This window comes from Lacticaseibacillus yichunensis, from assembly GCF_003946405.1.
Classification (GTDB): Bacteria; Bacillota; Bacilli; order Lactobacillales; family Lactobacillaceae; genus Lacticaseibacillus; species Lacticaseibacillus yichunensis.
On the sequence record NZ_RHOG01000024.1, the window covers coordinates 1 to 15,011 of the forward strand.

The following is a 15,011-nucleotide window of genomic DNA, read 5'->3' on the forward strand; positions in this document are numbered from 1 at the left end:
GACGGGCAAACCTATCGTTTCCGGTACAAATTTACTACCAGCACCAAGAATATGGTGGCCTAGTTGAACAGCCACTACTTAACCCGATTAGGCATCTTCCAAAAGTCATTGCAGGACAAGCCTCATCGCGGCCATCTACCCGCTGAATATCAGCAAACTAATATTCGAGATAAGCATCTTTATTGCGCGTTTTGACACCATTTCGGTACGCTTGATTTAGGGCAGAGTGCCCAAATCAGAAGAGAAAGGGTGATGACAATGCTGCATTTTATCTGGGTCCTGATCGTTGGGGCGGTGATCGGTGCGATCGGGTCGTTGATCGTTGGCCGTGATCTGCCTGGTGGCTGGATCGGCAATATTATTGGCGGTCTCGTTGGCGCATGGGTCGGCTCCTCCTTGCTGGGTTCCTGGGGACCAAGCGTGGCGGGCATGGCCATTTTCCCTGCGATCATCGGCGCCATCGTGGTGGTCTTCGTGGTGTCGCTGTTGATCGGCACGCTCGGCAGCAAGCGCAAACGCGCATAGTCAGCAAAGGCTGACCGGCGAAAACTACTTTCGGCGGTGTCTTTGTCAGGAGGTTTTATGCGACCGCTCACAAAAGTCGCATTGGTATTAGTCGCATTGCTCGGCATCTGTCAGACACTGCTCATTGCCGCTTATTTTTGGCCGGTCGCCGCGGTGGACACGTGGTTGCTTGACCACTGGGCGATCAGCCGCATGATCATGTTGATCTTGACCAGCCTTGTGTTCATCGTCTTCGTGGCGATGCTTTTGGTCGCGCTTTTTCGCCGCTCGACGCACCAAGAGCTGGTGATGACCGGCGACCGCGGCTCTCTTGCAATCTCTCGGCAAGCCGTTGAAAGTGCGGTGGCCAAGGCAATCGCAAAAGAGCATGCGGTCAAAGGCGTTAGTGTGGATGTGACCATGCACAAGAAAGAGGCGGCCAAGGTGATGGTCGAAGCAATCAGCATGAGCGGCCAAAGTCTGGCGGCGCAAGGGCAGCGCATTGAAGAAACGGCCCGCGCCAAGGTGGTGCAACTGCTGGGCACTGAGGTCAAAAAAGTGAAAGTGCACCTGATGCCGGTCAGCCAAGCCCCGCGCGGCACCGCGCGCGTGCTGTAAGGAGACGCTTATGAAAACTGGCACAATTGGCCTGCTTGCAGGGTTTGCGATTGCAATCGTGCTCCTTCGCTTTGGCTTTTGGGGCATGCTTGTGACCGCGCTTCTTGCAATCGTTGGCTACATGACGGAACGCTGGCTGTGGCCTGCGCGCAAAGAGCTGATGGCTTGGTTGCGCTCTGGCAAGCGCCAGCTGCAAAAGAATCGGTAGGTGACAGGATGCAGACGATCACGGATAACGGATTAGAGACGCTGAAAAGTAATTCGCATTTGTCTTTTGACAACAAGGTACTGGAAAAGATTGCCGCCATCAATGCGCAAGATATCGATGGGCTGCTTGGAATGGAAGGGTCGATGGTCGACAGTTTGGCCGAGACCTTCAATCAGGAGCGCCAGACGAAAGGAATCAAGGCGGAAGTCGGCGAACACCAAGTGGCAATCGACATGAACGCGTTGCTGGAATACGACGCCGACGCGCAGGCCATCTTTGATACACTGTGCGCCAAGCTGGCCGATGCGATCGATCGCATGACTGGCCTGCAGCTGGTCGAGTTGAACCTGCACATCAATGACGTGTTGACGCGCCGCGAGTGGCAACAGACAACCAAGTGACCCCAGGCTAAGGCCTGAAAGGAGCAAGCATGGTAGAAGAGAAAAATAATGAGATGATGCACGACATGCCAAATGAGATGAAGGGCGCAAAGCCGCTGCCGCCACACATGGACAAGGAGATGCCCCCACACATGGATAAGGACATGCCACATGGCCCGGGAATGACACCGGACAAGGACATGGCGCCTGAGCTTGAGACCAAGCTGACGTTTGACGAAAGTGTGCTGAAAAAGATCGTCAACCGCACCAGCGGCGAAGTGGCCGGCGTCTTGAGTCTGGAAGGCGGCATGCTGCATGACATGACTGACTTTTTCCGCAAGAATGAGGACCCAACAAAGGGCGTGGCCGTGGCGGTCGATGATGATCAAAATGTCAAAGTCGAACTCGATGCGACCATGCGCTATGGCGAGGATGCGCCGGCTGTTTTTGCCGAGGTGACCAAGGCCATTGTCCGCAATGTGAAGGAAATGACCGGAATGACGGTGATCGGGGTGTCGATGCACGTGAAGGACATGCTGACGGAAGAAGAGATCGCGCGCCAGGAAGACGACGCCGATGATCACGATGACGCCAAAGATGAGGTGCGGATGACCCGCGACGACAAGGACTTGCAGCCGGCCTGATCACGCCAAATTCTGAATGTGCGAGAGCTGAGTGCACCAAACATAGCGGCCTCGACCACAAAGCGTCGGGGGCCAGCTGAAAGCATCGGCGACGACCGGTGCTTTTTTTCGTATCGTCGGGTAAAATTGAGCTCAGCGAGGAGGCGTTATCATGACAGAGAATTCATATACGGCGACCAATGCCAAGGTGATCGATCATTGGGTCAAAACAGGGTGGCAATGGGGTCAGCCAATCAGCCACGAGACCTATCAGCGGGCGCAGGCGGGGGGGTGGAAAATGCTGCTGACCCCGACCAAGCCGGTGCCGCGCAATTGGTTTTTCCCGGACATGGCTGGCCGGCAGGTGCTTGGCCTGGCATCCGGCGGCGGCCAGCAGATGCCGCTTTTTGCCGCGATGGGCGCGGTCGGCACCGTGTTTGACCTGTCCTCGGCGCAGCTGGCCGGCGATCGGGAAGTGGCGGCACGCGAACAGTATCCGCTCACCGTTGTGCAAGGGGACATGACGCAGCCGCTGCCGTTTGCAGATGCGTCTTTTGACCTGATCTGCCAGCCGGTCGCCAATTGCTACATCCAGGATGTCCTGCCACTTTGGCGCGAGTGCGCGCGCATTTTGAAGCCAGGCGGGCGGCTGATGGTCGGGCTGGACAACGGACTCAACTACATCGTGGATGAGGCCGAGGAAAAAATCGCGCGCGGGCTGCCCTTTGATCCCATCAAGGACCCTGAGCTGCTGGCCGGCAAGGATGTGATGGAAGACGGCATCCAATTTTCCCACACGCTGGAGACGCAGCTACGCGGCCAGCTCCAAGCCGGCCTGCAGTTCGTGGACATGTACGAAGATACCAATGGCGACGGCCGCCTGGATGCGCTGGGCATCCCCAGTTTTTGGGCGACATTGGCAGAGAAAAAGGGTGCGTAGGCCCGCGAGATGACGGGGCAGGTAACTTGGCTCGAGTGCTGGATGGCGCACTTCGCCATCGAGTGCACGAGACAGTTAGATGTCCCCGTCATGCGGGCCGAAGCCCAACTGAAAAAGGGTGCGTAGGCCCGCGGGCAACTTATGAGCCAAAACAAAAAACGTCTGACCGCAAGTGAGGTGGTCAGACGTTTTTGATTTCTTGGGGCATTAGCGCTTATTCAGCAGTTTCCGCTTTTCATGCGCATATTCCTTCGCGCTGATCGCCCCGCTTTTTTGCAAGGCGTCGAAGCGTGCGATCTCCTCAGCCACCGAGGTGCGGGCGGTGCTTCGATCGTCGGCCAGATAGGCGGTGATCGAGGAGGTCAGGGTACCAATCAAGCCGATGCCGTTGAACATCAAGACGACCGCGGTGATGCGGCCGACCAAGGTGTGCGGCGAGATGTCGCCGTACCCGACGGTGGTGGCGGTGACGACCGCCCACCACAGCGCGTTGCCGTAATTTTGGTGCTCAGCGATCGCATAGATCACGGACACGATAATGATCAGCAGCGCCGAGAGAATCAGGTAATAGATCAACCCACCGCGATGCAGAAAACGCGAGGCATGGGCCCGAAACGTAGCGGTCTTATCGCGCAGGCGCGTTACGAGGCGCTGGCGCAATTGGCGTAGCCGTTGCCACACTGTTTTCACCTGCTCGGGCGACAGGACGCCGCTGGTGGGCACCAAGGCGGACAGGTGGAAGGAATTGCTGGCCAGCAGGTTGGCCTTGCCCTTTGCCAGCCACAGCCGCAGCAGGTAATCCGCGCTAAATAATAGCAGCAGCACCGCAGTCAGGATGCGCGCCAGCCGACTTGGGGCGGTGATCACACCCAGGAATTCCAGCAGCAGGAGGCCGAGGCTCCCCAGCGTCACGATCAATAGTGTTAGATTGTACAGCCGAAAGCCGCGCATCAGTTTTGGATTCATACAATTTTCACCTCATATCTGCGATAGCGTATCACCTTCGCAACAAGGCGGCATAGCTCGAGGCGTTTTTTTACTCAATCTGAAGATTTCTGCTTGACGCCGATGTGGAGGACGCGGGAAAAACGCAGGTAGGCGATGAAATGAAACAGCACCCCGGCCGCAAGCAGCAGGCCCGCCAGCACATTGGAAAAGAGGGCAGCGAGGATCGACGTCAGGTAGATCAGCACGCTGCGAGCGGGGTCGAGGCGAATGCGCTGATAGTGCTGCTCGATGCCGGTGAGCGAGCGCAACTCGGCGTGATGCTCGAGGTAGCGATACAGCACCAGAAAGGATAGCGAGATCAGCAGGGCCACGATATCATAGACGATGATCGCCACGCGAATATCCTGGGTGTTGCCGTTGGTCAGCGCCTCGATGAGCAGCACCATCGCATAATTGACCAAGGTCACCGTGAACAACACGATCAGGTTTAGGATGTTAAGGGTGCGGTCCGTTTTTTTCACGTATTGAAAATAATCATGATGAAACAGCCAGCTGGTGCCGACGTAGAAATACGACATGAGGTACATCAGAAACAGGGGGCCCTGCTGCAGGACCACATGCGTCAAGGATCCCGGCGCGATGGTCTCAGGCTTGAATTCCAGAATCAAGATCGTGAGCAAAATGGCAAAAACGCCATCGCTCAGCGCGTTGACCCGCTCTTTTGACATGGCGATCACCTCCAGCGTTATTATAAGGCGTCAGGCCACCAAAAAACCACCTGCGCGATCAGGCGGGAGGTGGCTTCTTTGGTGACTTGACTGGTTACAGGTTCTTATCCATATTGAAGGTCAAGTGCGATTGCTCGAGACCCTGCATCAGATAGGATGCAATCTCTTTTTTCGTGGTGGCTTTGACTTGGGCCACGATGTCGTAGTTGGCTTGGGTCAGCGCAGCGGTCAGGTCCTTGTCGACCAGCTCGGCGGTGGCGGCATCTGTTTTCGCCACATGCGCGCGGAACGTCTGGTTGAGGGCGGTCAGATAGTCGCGGTCCTGCTGGATGAACTTGCTGTAATGACTTTCGACCAGCATGCCGAGGCTGCGGTGCAACCAGTAGGCGGAATCCGTGTCCAGATCCAGCGTCAGTGGCGTCTGGGAGTAGCTCGGATCCGTGTCCGTGGCGTTGGTGTAAAACGGCACATACGGCGAGTAGGTCGGAATGCCGATGTTCAGCCACATGATCGCGCTTTGGCCAGCCGGCTTGTTGCCGCGCAGCTGCAGAATGTGCGAATTCTGCGTGCGGTTGAGGCCGATCGGGCGGTAGCGCAGCTTGTCGGCGTCGGCGCCATGGCCGAGCGGATCAAACCGCGTCTCGTTGTAATGGCTGCCGAGGATGTAAGCCATGTCCTCGCGCGTGATTTTGTGGTCGGTGTGCATGATGAACGGCAACTCGGCGCTTTCCGGCTCCTCAGGGGTTTCCGGGTTCAAAATGTGATGCGCGTACCAGACACGCGGCGTGTTGTAGTGGCGGTCCTTTTCGTTCATCGTGCCGAAAATGTGGCGGAAGTTCCAGCCGGTTTTGTCAGGATTCAGGTCATTGGCTTCGACAAACTCCTGGATGCCATTGCTCCAGATGAAATTGTCTGGGTCGTCAAAATCAACTTGCTGAATGGCGACTTGGTTGGCGGCCACGGCATAGGCGTCGTCGGGGATGCGCTGGGCGACCCAGTGATGGCCGGTGACGATCTCCATGTACCAGGCGCTGTTCTTATCGGCAAACAGGACCGAGTTGCCAGCCGGCGAGCCGTATTGCGCGATCAGCTGGCCCAAGTATTCAACGCCGTGACGGGCGCTTTCGATGAAAGGCAGGACCATGTTGACCATCAGATCTTCGTCCAGTCCGTCTTCAACAAGTGGGTCGATGGCAAGTGTGCGTTCGTTGCCATAGGTACTTTCAGTCGCAGACATTGCGACGTTCTTTTCGTTGATGCCACTTTCTTCGTAATCGCCAAACTGGGCGGTGTCCACGTTTGGCACTGCGTTATAGCGGTAGCCGTTTTCCGGAAGTGGGGCGGTAAAGCCGTTCAGCGGTGAGGTGACAATCAAGTCTTTTTCACCATGCCATGCCGGATGCATGTAAAAGCGGTGCGGCGCCAGGACGTGGAAGGTGTCATCGTTGCGGGCGATCATTGTGCTACCATCGATGCTAGCGTTTTTGCCAACGAGGATCGATGTGCATGCGGTCAATTTTTTCATGAGTGTCCCTCTTTTCTCAAGCTGATTCCAGTGTACGCCTAAAATGCAGGACGCGAAAGGGCGAGCGGGTATGGTTCTGCGGTATGTCTGATCGTCCTTAGTGCCTTTCCACGACGGACTGACTGCGTTGCCATTCTTCGTTTTTGATATCCTATCCGATCTGCGGACATATGAACGGACATATTCTGTTGAGATTCGGGTGTCGGGATGCAAGCCCACCGTGCTCACTGGCACGCAAAAAAGCGGCGCACCAAGCTTTTCAGCTCCGGCACGCCGCTTTGCATTTCGTGATTGGGTAGATAGGGATCGAACCTATGATTATGGATTCAGAGTCCACTGCGTTACCACTTCGCTACTACCCAATAAGTGTGAAGCACTTAACGAACGAATAATATCTTACAAAATACCACGCCAGCTGTCAACCGCATTTGCAGACTTTTTTAAAAAGTGGCGTTTTTTCGGCAAACGCGGCGCTAGTGGGTCTTTTGGCCGGCGTGCTAAACTAGAGGTGGTCATTGGTGATGGTCGAGCAACCAGAGAAACCCTGCGTAGCCGATGCAAAAGGCGGCGAAGATCAACAGAGCCAAGGCGGCGAAGCTGAGCCAGCGCAGGCCAAAGCTCAAGGCGCCCAGCCAGAGCAAGCCGGCGAGCAGACACGCGCGCAGAGTGCGGGCCAGCAGCTTTTTGACCGGCTCACTCAAATGAGACCTCGATGAACAGATGGCCAGAGCCAGCAATGTGGCTCGTGGTCATCCAGATCTCACCTGGTACCTGGGGGTCGTCGGGCGCAATCAGCTCCGCCAGCCAGCGCACCAATTTCTGATTGCTGACAATGAAGTCATCCGGCAGGCGAAAGGCGTTGAGGCGTTCCTCGGGAAAAAGTTCCGCTTGGCATGGAAAAATGACTTGGTCGGAAAGGGCAAACGCGATGACATTTGAATAGCCTCGGCGAATCAAGGTGACCTGCTGAGGATGGGTGTGCAAATATTCAAGAACTTGCGTGGGAATTTTCATCGGGTTGCCTCCGTCTTAAGTCGCTGGTTGCCCTGCGCCTTGCATGATAGCATGAAAATAGCTCGATGTATAGAATGGAGGATGCGAGATGACAGTCCATTTTTATCTAGTGCGTCACGGCGAAACACAGATGAATCGCAAGCAGCACATGCAAGGGGTGACGGATGCGCCGCTGACTGAAAAGGGGGTCGCGCAGGCCGACGCATTGGGTGCGGCGTTGGCCAAGGTGCCGTTTGCCCAGGCATACAGCTCGGACCGAAAGCGCGCTGTCGCCACCGCGCAGCATATTTTGGCGGCCGCGCCGACTGCGCCTATCTTGATGCGCCTGGCCAGCCTGCGCGAGGATTATTTTGGAGGACTGGAAGGCAAGAGTTCCGCCCAGGTGATGCGCCTGTCCGTTCAGCGCTATGGTCTGCGCGCGATGCCCCAGGTGTGGCAAGGCGGCGACCGTTTTGCGAAATTGGTGCGCAATTTTCAAAAGCTGGATGACACGGGCCAGGCGGAGAGCTTGCCGGCCCTGCAAATGCGGATGCGCGACGTGTTCCAGCGCCTCGCGGATCAAGCGCCGGCTTCTGGCAACGTGCTGGTGGTCGGGCACGGGCTGAGTTTGTCGGCCATGATCGAGTGGGTCAAGCCGCAGTCAGTGCCGATCGGTTTACTGAAAAACACTAGTGTGACGCGGCTTGATTTTGATCAAACCGCGGGTACCTGGCAAGTGGTGGCGGTGAACCTGACCGCTTCGCAGGCGGTCGCACTGGCGGCGCCTATTCTATAGAAGAAACAGAAATGACGGGTCTGCTTACTGGCCGCGGCCAGAGGCGGACCCGTTTGTCGTCCAAATATGACTTTTTTGTGAAAATCGAGACAGAGCATTGCACCGCATGAGCATGACGCGTAGAATGACAACTTGTCACATGACAGAACGTCACACCCCAATGAAAGGAGCGGCCATGCCTAAATCCACCTTCTATCGGCTTGCAGATGAAAAGCGCCAACGCCTGATCGTCGCGGCGTACAACGAGTTTTCTCGCGCGCCGTTTGCCGATGCCAGTATCAGCAATATTATCAAAGAAGCCGGCATTCCGCGCGGCAGTTTTTATCAATATTTTGAAGATAAAAGTGATGTCTTCTTTTACCTGCTGGATCTGATTCGGCAAAGTGCCAACGTTTGGCTGAAAGACGCGCTGAGCGCCAATCACGGCGATCTGTTTGCCACCATGCACGAGGTGGTCGAGCGGCTGGTCGAGACGATCACCACTGGGCCGTACCACGCCTTTTATAGCAACCTATTCATGTATATGGATTTTCATTCCGCGGATAAGATGGCGAGGGAAGGCACTGGGCCGGTCATGCCGCCGCACGGCCCTAAGAAAGGCGAGGTCTCGTCGTTTTTGTTGGAAAATGTGGACCGCGACCGGCTGCGGGTCAAGGCAGATGATGATCTGCGCGTCTTGATCCATCAGCTCTTTGGGATGTTGATGCAATCGATCGGCCATTATTTCAATCAGCTGGCCAGTGGGGCACAGCTCAGCTCGGATGAATTAAAACGGCGTCTGGACCAGCAACTTGATTGGTTGCAGTTCGGCGTCGGTGAAACAAAGGAGGAGAAGCAATGATCAAACTCGCAAAAGGCAGGGTCTCCCTGTGGGCGATCCTGGCCGCGGTCGGGTTCATGATCGTGCAGGTGATCTCGAGTCTTTACCTGCCCAATCTGACCGCGGACATCGTGAACAACGGGGTCGTGACTGGCGATATCGATTATATCTGGAAGACCGGGTATAAAATGATCGCCTTTGCGATCTTAAGTGTGGTCGCCAGTGTCGCCAACGTGTACGTGGCGTCCAAGGTCTCACAAAAACTGGGCCAGCGCATTCGCTCAGATGTTTATCGCAAAGTGATCAATTATTCGCATGATGAGATGGATCAGATCGGCGCAAGCAGCCTGATCACCCGGACCACCAACGACGTGACACAGATTCAAAACGTCTGGGTCATGATCTTGCGGATGATGATCATGGCCCCGATCATGCTGGTTGGCGCGGCTTTTCTGGCTTACCAAAAGAGCCCGGCACTGACCAACATCTTCTTGATCGTTTTGCCGATCATGGCCGTGTTCATGGGCGTGGTGATGTATTTCGCCGTGCCACTCTTCCGCGCGATGCAGAAGAAAACAGATAACATCAACTTGGTCTTCCGTGAAGGCCTGACCGGGGTCCGCGTCATTCGCGCCTTTCGTCAGGATCAGTTCGAACAGGACCGCTTTGATGGCGTCAACAAGGATTACACCAACAACGCGGTGAAAGTCTTTTCCATCATGGCCTTGATGTTTCCGGTGATGACGCTGATCATGTCCGGGACGAACATCGGCATCACCTGGTGGGGCGGCCACTTGATCGCCCAGCAATCTCTTGAAACAGGGAACATGATCGCGTTTTTGACATACGCGATGCAGATTCTCATGAGTTTCATGATGCTGTCGATGATTTTCGTATTCATTCCGCGTGCCCAGGCGTCTGCGGTCCGAATCAACGAAGTGCTGGCACAGACCACGACGCTTCAGTCCTCGGCGACGCCAAAAGAAATGGCGACGGATAAGCCGCAGTTGCGCTTTGATCACGTTAAGTTCCGTTATGCCGGCGCTGAAGAACCTGCGCTGACCGACATCGATTTTGACATGCATGCCGGGCAAACATTGGCAATCATCGGCGGGACCGGCGCCGGGAAATCGACCTTGGTCAACCTGATGCCACGCTTTTACGACGTGGAAGAAGGCGCTGTTGAAGTCGATGGCCAAAATGTGAAGGATCTGGATCTGCAAGAGTTGCATCGCCAGATCGCGTTTGTGCCGCAAAAGGCCAACCTGTTCACGGGCACCGTGCGCGACAACATGAAATACGGCAATGAAGACGCGACGGATGATGAGATCTGGCATGCACTTGAAGTGGCGCAGGCCAAGGATTTCATCAGTGAAAATCCGGAAGGGCTGGATTATCACGTCGAGCAAGGCGGCGGCAACTTCTCCGGTGGCCAGCGTCAGCGCTTGGCGATCGCCCGCGCCTTGGTCAAGGACGCCTCAGTTTATGTGTTTGATGACGATTTTTCCGCGCTGGACTTTAAGACGGATGCTGAATTGCGTCAGGCACTGAAAGAGGATGCCAAGATCTCCTCGCGTATCGTCGTGATCGTTGGCCAGCGTGTCTCCACCGTGGCCGACGCCGATACGATCCTCGTGCTGGAAGATGGCAAGATGGTCGGCCGCGGCACGCATGCCGAGCTCAAGGCAACCAATGATACCTATCAAGAGATCATCAAGTCGCAGATCAGGGAAGGGGACGAAGCGTAATGGCAGAAGATACGAAATCAACGAATCGTCCAATGCGTGGCCCCGGCGGCCCTGGCCATGGCCCGGGTGGCTTGGTTGAAAAGCCAAAGAATTTCTGGGGCACCACGTTCCGCTTGTTCGGTTACATGAAGTCTCGGTTGGCCGGCATCGTGATCGTTGTCCTGCTGGCGATCGTGTCCGCGATCTTCCAGATCCGGACGCCAAAAGTCTTGGGCCAAGCGACCACCGAGATCTTTAAGGGCTACATGAAGGGTGCCGCCATGCAAAAGGCCGGCATCAAGATGACGGAGTTTCCAATCAATTTTGGCAAGATCGAGAACATTATCATCATCGTCATCTTCATGTACCTGGCGTCTGCGCTGTTCAGCTTCCTGCAGCAGTACATCATGACTCGCATCTCCCAGCGCACCGTTTATGACCTGCGCAAGGAGCTCAAGGGCAAGATGCAGACGGTGCCCATCAATTATTACGACACCCACAGCAATGGCGATATCATGTCCCGTGCGATCAACGATATGGATAACATCGCTGGGACCCTGCAGCAGAGTCTCACGCAGTTGGTCACATCGACGGTCACCTTTATTGGCACGTTGTGGATGATGCTGTCAATCAGCTGGAAAATGACGTTGATCGCGCTGGTCACCATTCCACTTTCCCTGGTCATTGTCGGCATCGTGGCCCCGAAGTCACAGCGCTATTTTGCCGCTCAGCAAAAAGCGCTTGGCCTTTTGAACAACCAGGTCGAAGAAAATTATTCCGGCCAGGTGATCATCAAGTCCTTCAACCGTGAAGACGTGGTGATGGCCAACTTTGAAAAAGAAAACCAGCAGTTCTACAATGCCGCGTGGAAAGCGCAGTTCGTCTCTGGCATCATCATGCCGCTGATGACGTTCCTGAATAACATCGGTTACGTCTTCGTTGCCATCATCGGGGGCATCAGCGTTTCCAACGGCTCTGTCTCGATCGGGGATGTGCAGGCGTTTCTGCAGTACACCCAGCAGTTCTCCCAGCCGATCTCCCAGCTGGCTAACCTCGCCAACACCATTCAAAACACCGTCGCCTCTGCGGAACGTGTCTTTGAAGTGCTGGATGAAAAAGACATGGAGGACAAGCCATCCGGTCTGCCTGTGCCAGTCGTTGAAAATGATCCGAACAAACTGGTCATGGATCACGTCAAGTTTGGCTATGAAGGCAGCCCGATCTTGATGGAAGATTACTCGCTGGCCGTCAAGCCAGGTGAGATGATCGCTATCGTTGGGCCGACCGGGGCCGGCAAGACCACCGTCATCAACATGCTCGAGCGCTTCTATGATGTCAAAGGCGGCTCCATTCGCCTCGATGGCACGGATACCCGTGACATGAGTCGAGAAGACTTGCGCAGCCATTTTGCGATGGTTCTGCAGGATACTTGGCTGTTCACCGGCACCATTTGGGACAACTTGAAGTATGGCCGCGAAGATGCCTCCAAGGAGCAGATCCTTGAAGCAGCCAAGGCGGCGCATGTGGATAACTTTGTCCGTCAGCTGCCGAAGGGGTACGACACGGTCTTGAACGAAGACGCGTCCAATATCTCGCAAGGCCAGCGTCAGCTGCTGACCATCGCCCGCGCGTTTGTTGCCGATCCGGACATCTTGATCTTGGATGAAGCGACTAGCTCTGTCGATACCCGGACTGAGGTGCACATCCAGCACGCGATGGGTCGGCTGCTCAAGGGCCGGACGAGCTTCGTTGTCGCCCACCGGCTGAGCACGATCAGGGACGCGGACAACATCATTGTCATGAACCACGGCTCAATTGTTGAGACCGGGAACCATGATCAATTGATGGCGAAAAACGGCTTCTACGCCGATCTGTACAACAGTCAGTTCTCTGGTAACGTTGAGATCTAAGCACGCAAAAAAGATCCGGCCTCGTCGCATTGCGGCGGTGGCCGGATCTTTTTTTGTTGTTCGAGTGAGAGGACAGTGTCGGTATCCCGCGCACCTGCGCACCCTTTTGCAGTTGGGCTCCGGCTCGCAGGGGTGGGACATTTAGCTGACCTAGGCACTCGGTGGCAAGGGACGCCACCAAGCACCTAGGCCAAGCTAGCTGCCCACCCCTAAACGCGAGCCTGCGCACCCTTTTGCAGTTGGGCTCCGGTGCGCATGGGGGGACATCTAACTGTCTCGTGTGCTCGAGGCGAAGTGCGCCTCAATCCCCCGAGCCAAGTTAGCTGCCCCGCCATCCCGCGCACCTGCGCACCCTCAAGTCGTCAACTCAGCTTTTTTCCCCGGGGGCGTGTATGCTTTGCGCAAAGGGGGCGATGGTCGTGAAGGGGCATTTTATTTTGGATGCGGCCACACGCATCGGGTTCATCGCGCTAAAGGTGGCGGAGGCTGGGCCGGTCGCAAACTGGTATCGGCAAATGGGGTTTGAGACCCTTCAGGAAAAAGAGAAGCAGGTGATGCTGGGCATTCACGCTGACCGCAAAGTTTTGCTGATCTTGCAAGAAGTCGTGGGGCTGCAGCCAAATGGGCCGTTGACGGGCCTCAGCGGGTTTTCGGTGATGCTGCCCACTCGGTCAAGCCTGCTGGCGGCGTATCGGCGGGTGTCCGCCCGGGAAAAGGTGCAAGGTTTTACCACCACTTGGGGGCTGGGGTTCACGACGGTCGATCCACTTGGCAATGCGGTGACGTTTGCCTATGACGAAGAGGGGCCGACCAAACCGCCGGGGTATCGCTGGCGCAGTGCGGACCGGGTCGCTGCGGCGCCGGCCTTGTTCGCGGGTGGGGCCGTTGAGCGCACGATGCCGGTCGGAACCACGCTGGGGCAGTTGGTCGTTCGGGTGCATTCGCTGGCGGAGACGCTGCCGTATGTGACGCAGGTGCTTGGGTTTGACGAGCTACCGGGCAAGCAGCCGCCGGGACAATTTTCGCTGACGGTCGGCAATGCGAGCATGCACATCATGCTGACGCTGGAAGAGGACCCGCGCGCGCTGCCGCCCATGCCGGACCATTTTGGCGCCAAGTATGTCAATCTGGTGGTGCCCAACACCTTGATCTTGCGGCTGTTGCGCGCGAACCTTGCCACCGCGCCGGGAAGCTCCTATCATTATGATGAAAAGAAGCGCTACTTGATGGCGGCCGGGCCGAACCGGCTCACCATGTGGTTCAGTGTGTTGTAGCGAAAAGGAGCAACTATGTCAGAAACAGATGACGCAATCACCCAACTGATCACCGACCACATTGTCCCAGGGGCCAGTTGGGCGATCTTGACGCCGGGCAACGTCGCGACGCATGTGGCCGGGGCGGCGCAAGTATTGCCCACGCGGGAACCCTTGCGTCCGAACATGGCCTATGATCTGGCGAGCCTGACAAAGGTGTTGGGCACCACCACCGTTTTTTTACAAGCGGTTGAGGAAAAACGGGTGATGCCGGATGCAGCATTGGCGGATTTTATTCCGGGGTTTCACCAGCCGACCACGTTTCGCCAGGCGCTGACGCACACATCGGGGCTTGAAGGCTACATTCCGCACCGCGACAGCTTGCCGGCCAAAGCACTGAAGGCGGCGTTGATCGAGGCGATGCAGGTGACGGATGAATGTGATCAACAGGTCGTGTACCGAGACGTCAATTTGCTGCTGGTGGGCTGGGCGCTTGAAACAATCTACGGGGCGCCGATTCAGGACCTGATCACAACGCGGGTGCTGAAGCCACTTGGGCTGAGTGGGGCGAGTTTTCACCCGGATCCGGCGCAGTGCGTCCCGACCAGCTACGATGACACGACGCAGCAGGCACGGCGCGGATTGGTGCATGACCCCAAAAGCGCCATTTTAGGGACGCACAGTGGCGCCGCTGGACTTTTTGCGACGTTGGCCGACCTGGTACGTTTTTCGGAGTTTGTGTTTGGCATACGTCAGGCGGCCGCGTTTCCAGCGCATGCCTACCGCGATCTGGTGCGGGACCAGACGAAAAATGGACTGGGTCGCACCCTGGGCTGGGATCTGCGCCAGGGGGCCGGGGCGTTGTGGCTGTATCACACAGGGTACACTGGCATGTTTTGGCTCCTGCAACCGCAACTGCAGCGCGGGCTCATCGTGTTGACAAACCGTGTCCATCCGCGGGTCAACCTAGATTTTCTGGCCCGGCGCGACGAAATCGTGGCTGGATTTCTCGCAAGCGCTTCATCACCGGCCTGAATA

17 protein-coding genes and 1 tRNA gene are annotated in these 15,011 nt (G+C 56.4%); 12 read left to right on the forward strand and 6 right to left on the reverse strand.

Translation table 11 applies throughout. The annotated features are described in order from the left end of the window. Window positions 1-258 precede the first annotated feature (258 nt). The 6 genes from EKM95_RS08055 (at window position 259) to EKM95_RS08080 (ending at window position 3,273) form a co-directional block, all read left to right on the forward strand. Complete coding sequence (locus EKM95_RS08055; RefSeq protein ID WP_125697395.1) at window positions 259-525, forward strand: GlsB/YeaQ/YmgE family stress response membrane protein; 267 nt, start codon at window positions 259-261, stop codon at window positions 523-525. Between the two features lie 57 nt (window positions 526-582). Next, window positions 583-1,122 carry an alkaline shock response membrane anchor protein AmaP gene (amaP, locus tag EKM95_RS08060; protein ID WP_125697338.1) on the forward strand — a complete coding sequence of 180 codons (540 nt, stop codon included), beginning with the start codon at window positions 583-585 and terminating at the stop codon, window positions 1,120-1,122. A gap of 10 nt (window positions 1,123-1,132) precedes the next feature. Next, window positions 1,133-1,330: a DUF2273 domain-containing protein gene (locus tag EKM95_RS08065; RefSeq protein ID WP_125697339.1), complete on the forward strand. Its 198-nt coding sequence runs from the start codon at window positions 1,133-1,135 to the stop codon at window positions 1,328-1,330. Between the two features lie 8 nt (window positions 1,331-1,338). Further along, window positions 1,339-1,731, forward strand: a complete 393-nt coding sequence (locus EKM95_RS08070; protein WP_125697340.1) for an Asp23/Gls24 family envelope stress response protein — start codon at window positions 1,339-1,341, stop codon at window positions 1,729-1,731. Between the two features lie 29 nt (window positions 1,732-1,760). After that, the gene (locus EKM95_RS08075; RefSeq protein WP_225423248.1) at window positions 1,761-2,354 is read left to right on the forward strand and encodes an Asp23/Gls24 family envelope stress response protein; all 594 of its coding nucleotides are present in this window, start codon (window positions 1,761-1,763) and stop codon (window positions 2,352-2,354) included. A gap of 151 nt (window positions 2,355-2,505) precedes the next feature. Next, complete coding sequence (locus EKM95_RS08080; RefSeq protein ID WP_125697341.1) at window positions 2,506-3,273, forward strand: class I SAM-dependent methyltransferase; 768 nt, start codon at window positions 2,506-2,508, stop codon at window positions 3,271-3,273. 207 nt (window positions 3,274-3,480) lie between these two features. Here the strand turns inward: EKM95_RS08080 and EKM95_RS08085 are convergent, their stop codons facing one another. The 6 genes from EKM95_RS08085 to EKM95_RS08110 form a co-directional block, all read right to left on the reverse strand. Beyond that, window positions 3,481-4,239 (reverse strand): potassium channel family protein, encoded by a 759-nt coding sequence (locus EKM95_RS08085; RefSeq protein ID WP_125697342.1) that lies wholly within the window; start codon window positions 4,237-4,239, stop codon window positions 3,481-3,483. Window positions 4,240-4,313: 74 nt separating this feature from the next. Then, window positions 4,314-4,949 (reverse strand): TMEM175 family protein, encoded by a 636-nt coding sequence (locus EKM95_RS08090; RefSeq protein WP_125697343.1) that lies wholly within the window; start codon window positions 4,947-4,949, stop codon window positions 4,314-4,316. A 94-nt stretch (window positions 4,950-5,043) separates the two neighbouring features. Next, window positions 5,044-6,474, reverse strand: coding sequence for a C69 family dipeptidase (locus tag EKM95_RS08095; protein ID WP_125697344.1), 1,431 nt, complete (start codon window positions 6,472-6,474; stop codon window positions 5,044-5,046). Between the two features lie 291 nt (window positions 6,475-6,765). Next, window positions 6,766-6,836 (reverse strand) — tRNA-Gln (locus tag EKM95_RS08100). 150 nt (window positions 6,837-6,986) lie between these two features. Beyond that, on the reverse strand, window positions 6,987-7,175 hold the full coding sequence (locus EKM95_RS08105; protein ID WP_125697345.1) for a hypothetical protein: 189 nt from the start codon (window positions 7,173-7,175) through the stop codon (window positions 6,987-6,989). Next, window positions 7,168-7,488: a hypothetical protein gene (locus EKM95_RS08110; RefSeq protein WP_125697346.1), complete on the reverse strand. Its 321-nt coding sequence runs from the start codon at window positions 7,486-7,488 to the stop codon at window positions 7,168-7,170. Before EKM95_RS08110 ends, EKM95_RS08105 begins: the two co-directional genes overlap by 8 nt. A gap of 88 nt (window positions 7,489-7,576) precedes the next feature. On the opposite strand from EKM95_RS08110, the gene EKM95_RS08115 reads away from it, so the two are divergent. The 6 genes from EKM95_RS08115 to EKM95_RS08140 all read left to right on the forward strand — a co-directional run bounded on the left by EKM95_RS08115 (window position 7,577) and on the right by EKM95_RS08140 (window position 15,008). After that, a complete protein-coding gene (locus tag EKM95_RS08115; RefSeq protein WP_125697347.1) occupies window positions 7,577-8,263 on the forward strand; it encodes a histidine phosphatase family protein in 687 nt (228 codons plus the stop codon). A gap of 175 nt (window positions 8,264-8,438) precedes the next feature. Continuing rightward, window positions 8,439-9,104 (forward strand): TetR family transcriptional regulator, encoded by a 666-nt coding sequence (locus EKM95_RS08120; protein ID WP_125697348.1) that lies wholly within the window; start codon window positions 8,439-8,441, stop codon window positions 9,102-9,104. Beyond that, window positions 9,101-10,831 (forward strand): ABC transporter ATP-binding protein, encoded by a 1,731-nt coding sequence (locus tag EKM95_RS08125; protein WP_125697349.1) that lies wholly within the window; start codon window positions 9,101-9,103, stop codon window positions 10,829-10,831. The genes EKM95_RS08120 and EKM95_RS08125 overlap by 4 nt, the downstream gene beginning before the upstream one ends. Next, entirely contained in the window at window positions 10,831-12,720 is a 1,890-nt protein-coding gene (locus EKM95_RS08130) for an ABC transporter ATP-binding protein (RefSeq protein ID WP_125697350.1), read from the forward strand. The genes EKM95_RS08125 and EKM95_RS08130 overlap by 1 nt, the downstream gene beginning before the upstream one ends. A 392-nt stretch (window positions 12,721-13,112) precedes the next feature. Further along, window positions 13,113-13,994: a VOC family protein gene (locus EKM95_RS08135; RefSeq protein ID WP_125697351.1), complete on the forward strand. Its 882-nt coding sequence runs from the start codon at window positions 13,113-13,115 to the stop codon at window positions 13,992-13,994. Window positions 13,995-14,009: 15 nt separating this feature from the next. Next, window positions 14,010-15,008: a serine hydrolase domain-containing protein gene (locus EKM95_RS08140; protein ID WP_125697352.1), complete on the forward strand. Its 999-nt coding sequence runs from the start codon at window positions 14,010-14,012 to the stop codon at window positions 15,006-15,008. Window positions 15,009-15,011: the final 3 nt, after the last annotated feature.

What these genes read in the sequence shown, in the direction of transcription:
- EKM95_RS08055 (WP_125697395.1), top strand. Translation starts at nt 259, where the DNA reads ATGCTGCATTTTATCTGGGTCCTGATCGTTGGGGCGGTGATCGGTGCG.
- amaP (WP_125697338.1), top strand. Translation starts at nt 583, where the DNA reads ATGCGACCGCTCACAAAAGTCGCATTGGTATTAGTCGCATTGCTCGGC.
- EKM95_RS08065 (WP_125697339.1), top strand. Translation starts at nt 1,133, where the DNA reads ATGAAAACTGGCACAATTGGCCTGCTTGCAGGGTTTGCGATTGCAATC.
- EKM95_RS08070 (WP_125697340.1), top strand. Translation starts at nt 1,339, where the DNA reads ATGCAGACGATCACGGATAACGGATTAGAGACGCTGAAAAGTAATTCG.
- EKM95_RS08075 (WP_225423248.1), top strand. Translation starts at nt 1,761, where the DNA reads ATGGTAGAAGAGAAAAATAATGAGATGATGCACGACATGCCAAATGAG.
- EKM95_RS08080 (WP_125697341.1), top strand. Translation starts at nt 2,506, where the DNA reads ATGACAGAGAATTCATATACGGCGACCAATGCCAAGGTGATCGATCAT.
- EKM95_RS08085 (WP_125697342.1), bottom strand. Translation starts at nt 4,239, where the DNA reads ATGAATCCAAAACTGATGCGCGGCTTTCGGCTGTACAATCTAACACTA.
- EKM95_RS08090 (WP_125697343.1), bottom strand. Translation starts at nt 4,949, where the DNA reads ATGTCAAAAGAGCGGGTCAACGCGCTGAGCGATGGCGTTTTTGCCATT.
- EKM95_RS08095 (WP_125697344.1), bottom strand. Translation starts at nt 6,474, where the DNA reads ATGAAAAAATTGACCGCATGCACATCGATCCTCGTTGGCAAAAACGCT.
- EKM95_RS08110 (WP_125697346.1), bottom strand. Translation starts at nt 7,488, where the DNA reads ATGAAAATTCCCACGCAAGTTCTTGAATATTTGCACACCCATCCTCAG.
- EKM95_RS08115 (WP_125697347.1), top strand. Translation starts at nt 7,577, where the DNA reads ATGACAGTCCATTTTTATCTAGTGCGTCACGGCGAAACACAGATGAAT.
- EKM95_RS08120 (WP_125697348.1), top strand. Translation starts at nt 8,439, where the DNA reads ATGCCTAAATCCACCTTCTATCGGCTTGCAGATGAAAAGCGCCAACGC.
- EKM95_RS08125 (WP_125697349.1), top strand. Translation starts at nt 9,101, where the DNA reads ATGATCAAACTCGCAAAAGGCAGGGTCTCCCTGTGGGCGATCCTGGCC.
- EKM95_RS08130 (WP_125697350.1), top strand. Translation starts at nt 10,831, where the DNA reads ATGGCAGAAGATACGAAATCAACGAATCGTCCAATGCGTGGCCCCGGC.
- EKM95_RS08135 (WP_125697351.1), top strand. Translation starts at nt 13,113, where the DNA reads ATGCTTTGCGCAAAGGGGGCGATGGTCGTGAAGGGGCATTTTATTTTG.
- EKM95_RS08140 (WP_125697352.1), top strand. Translation starts at nt 14,010, where the DNA reads ATGTCAGAAACAGATGACGCAATCACCCAACTGATCACCGACCACATT.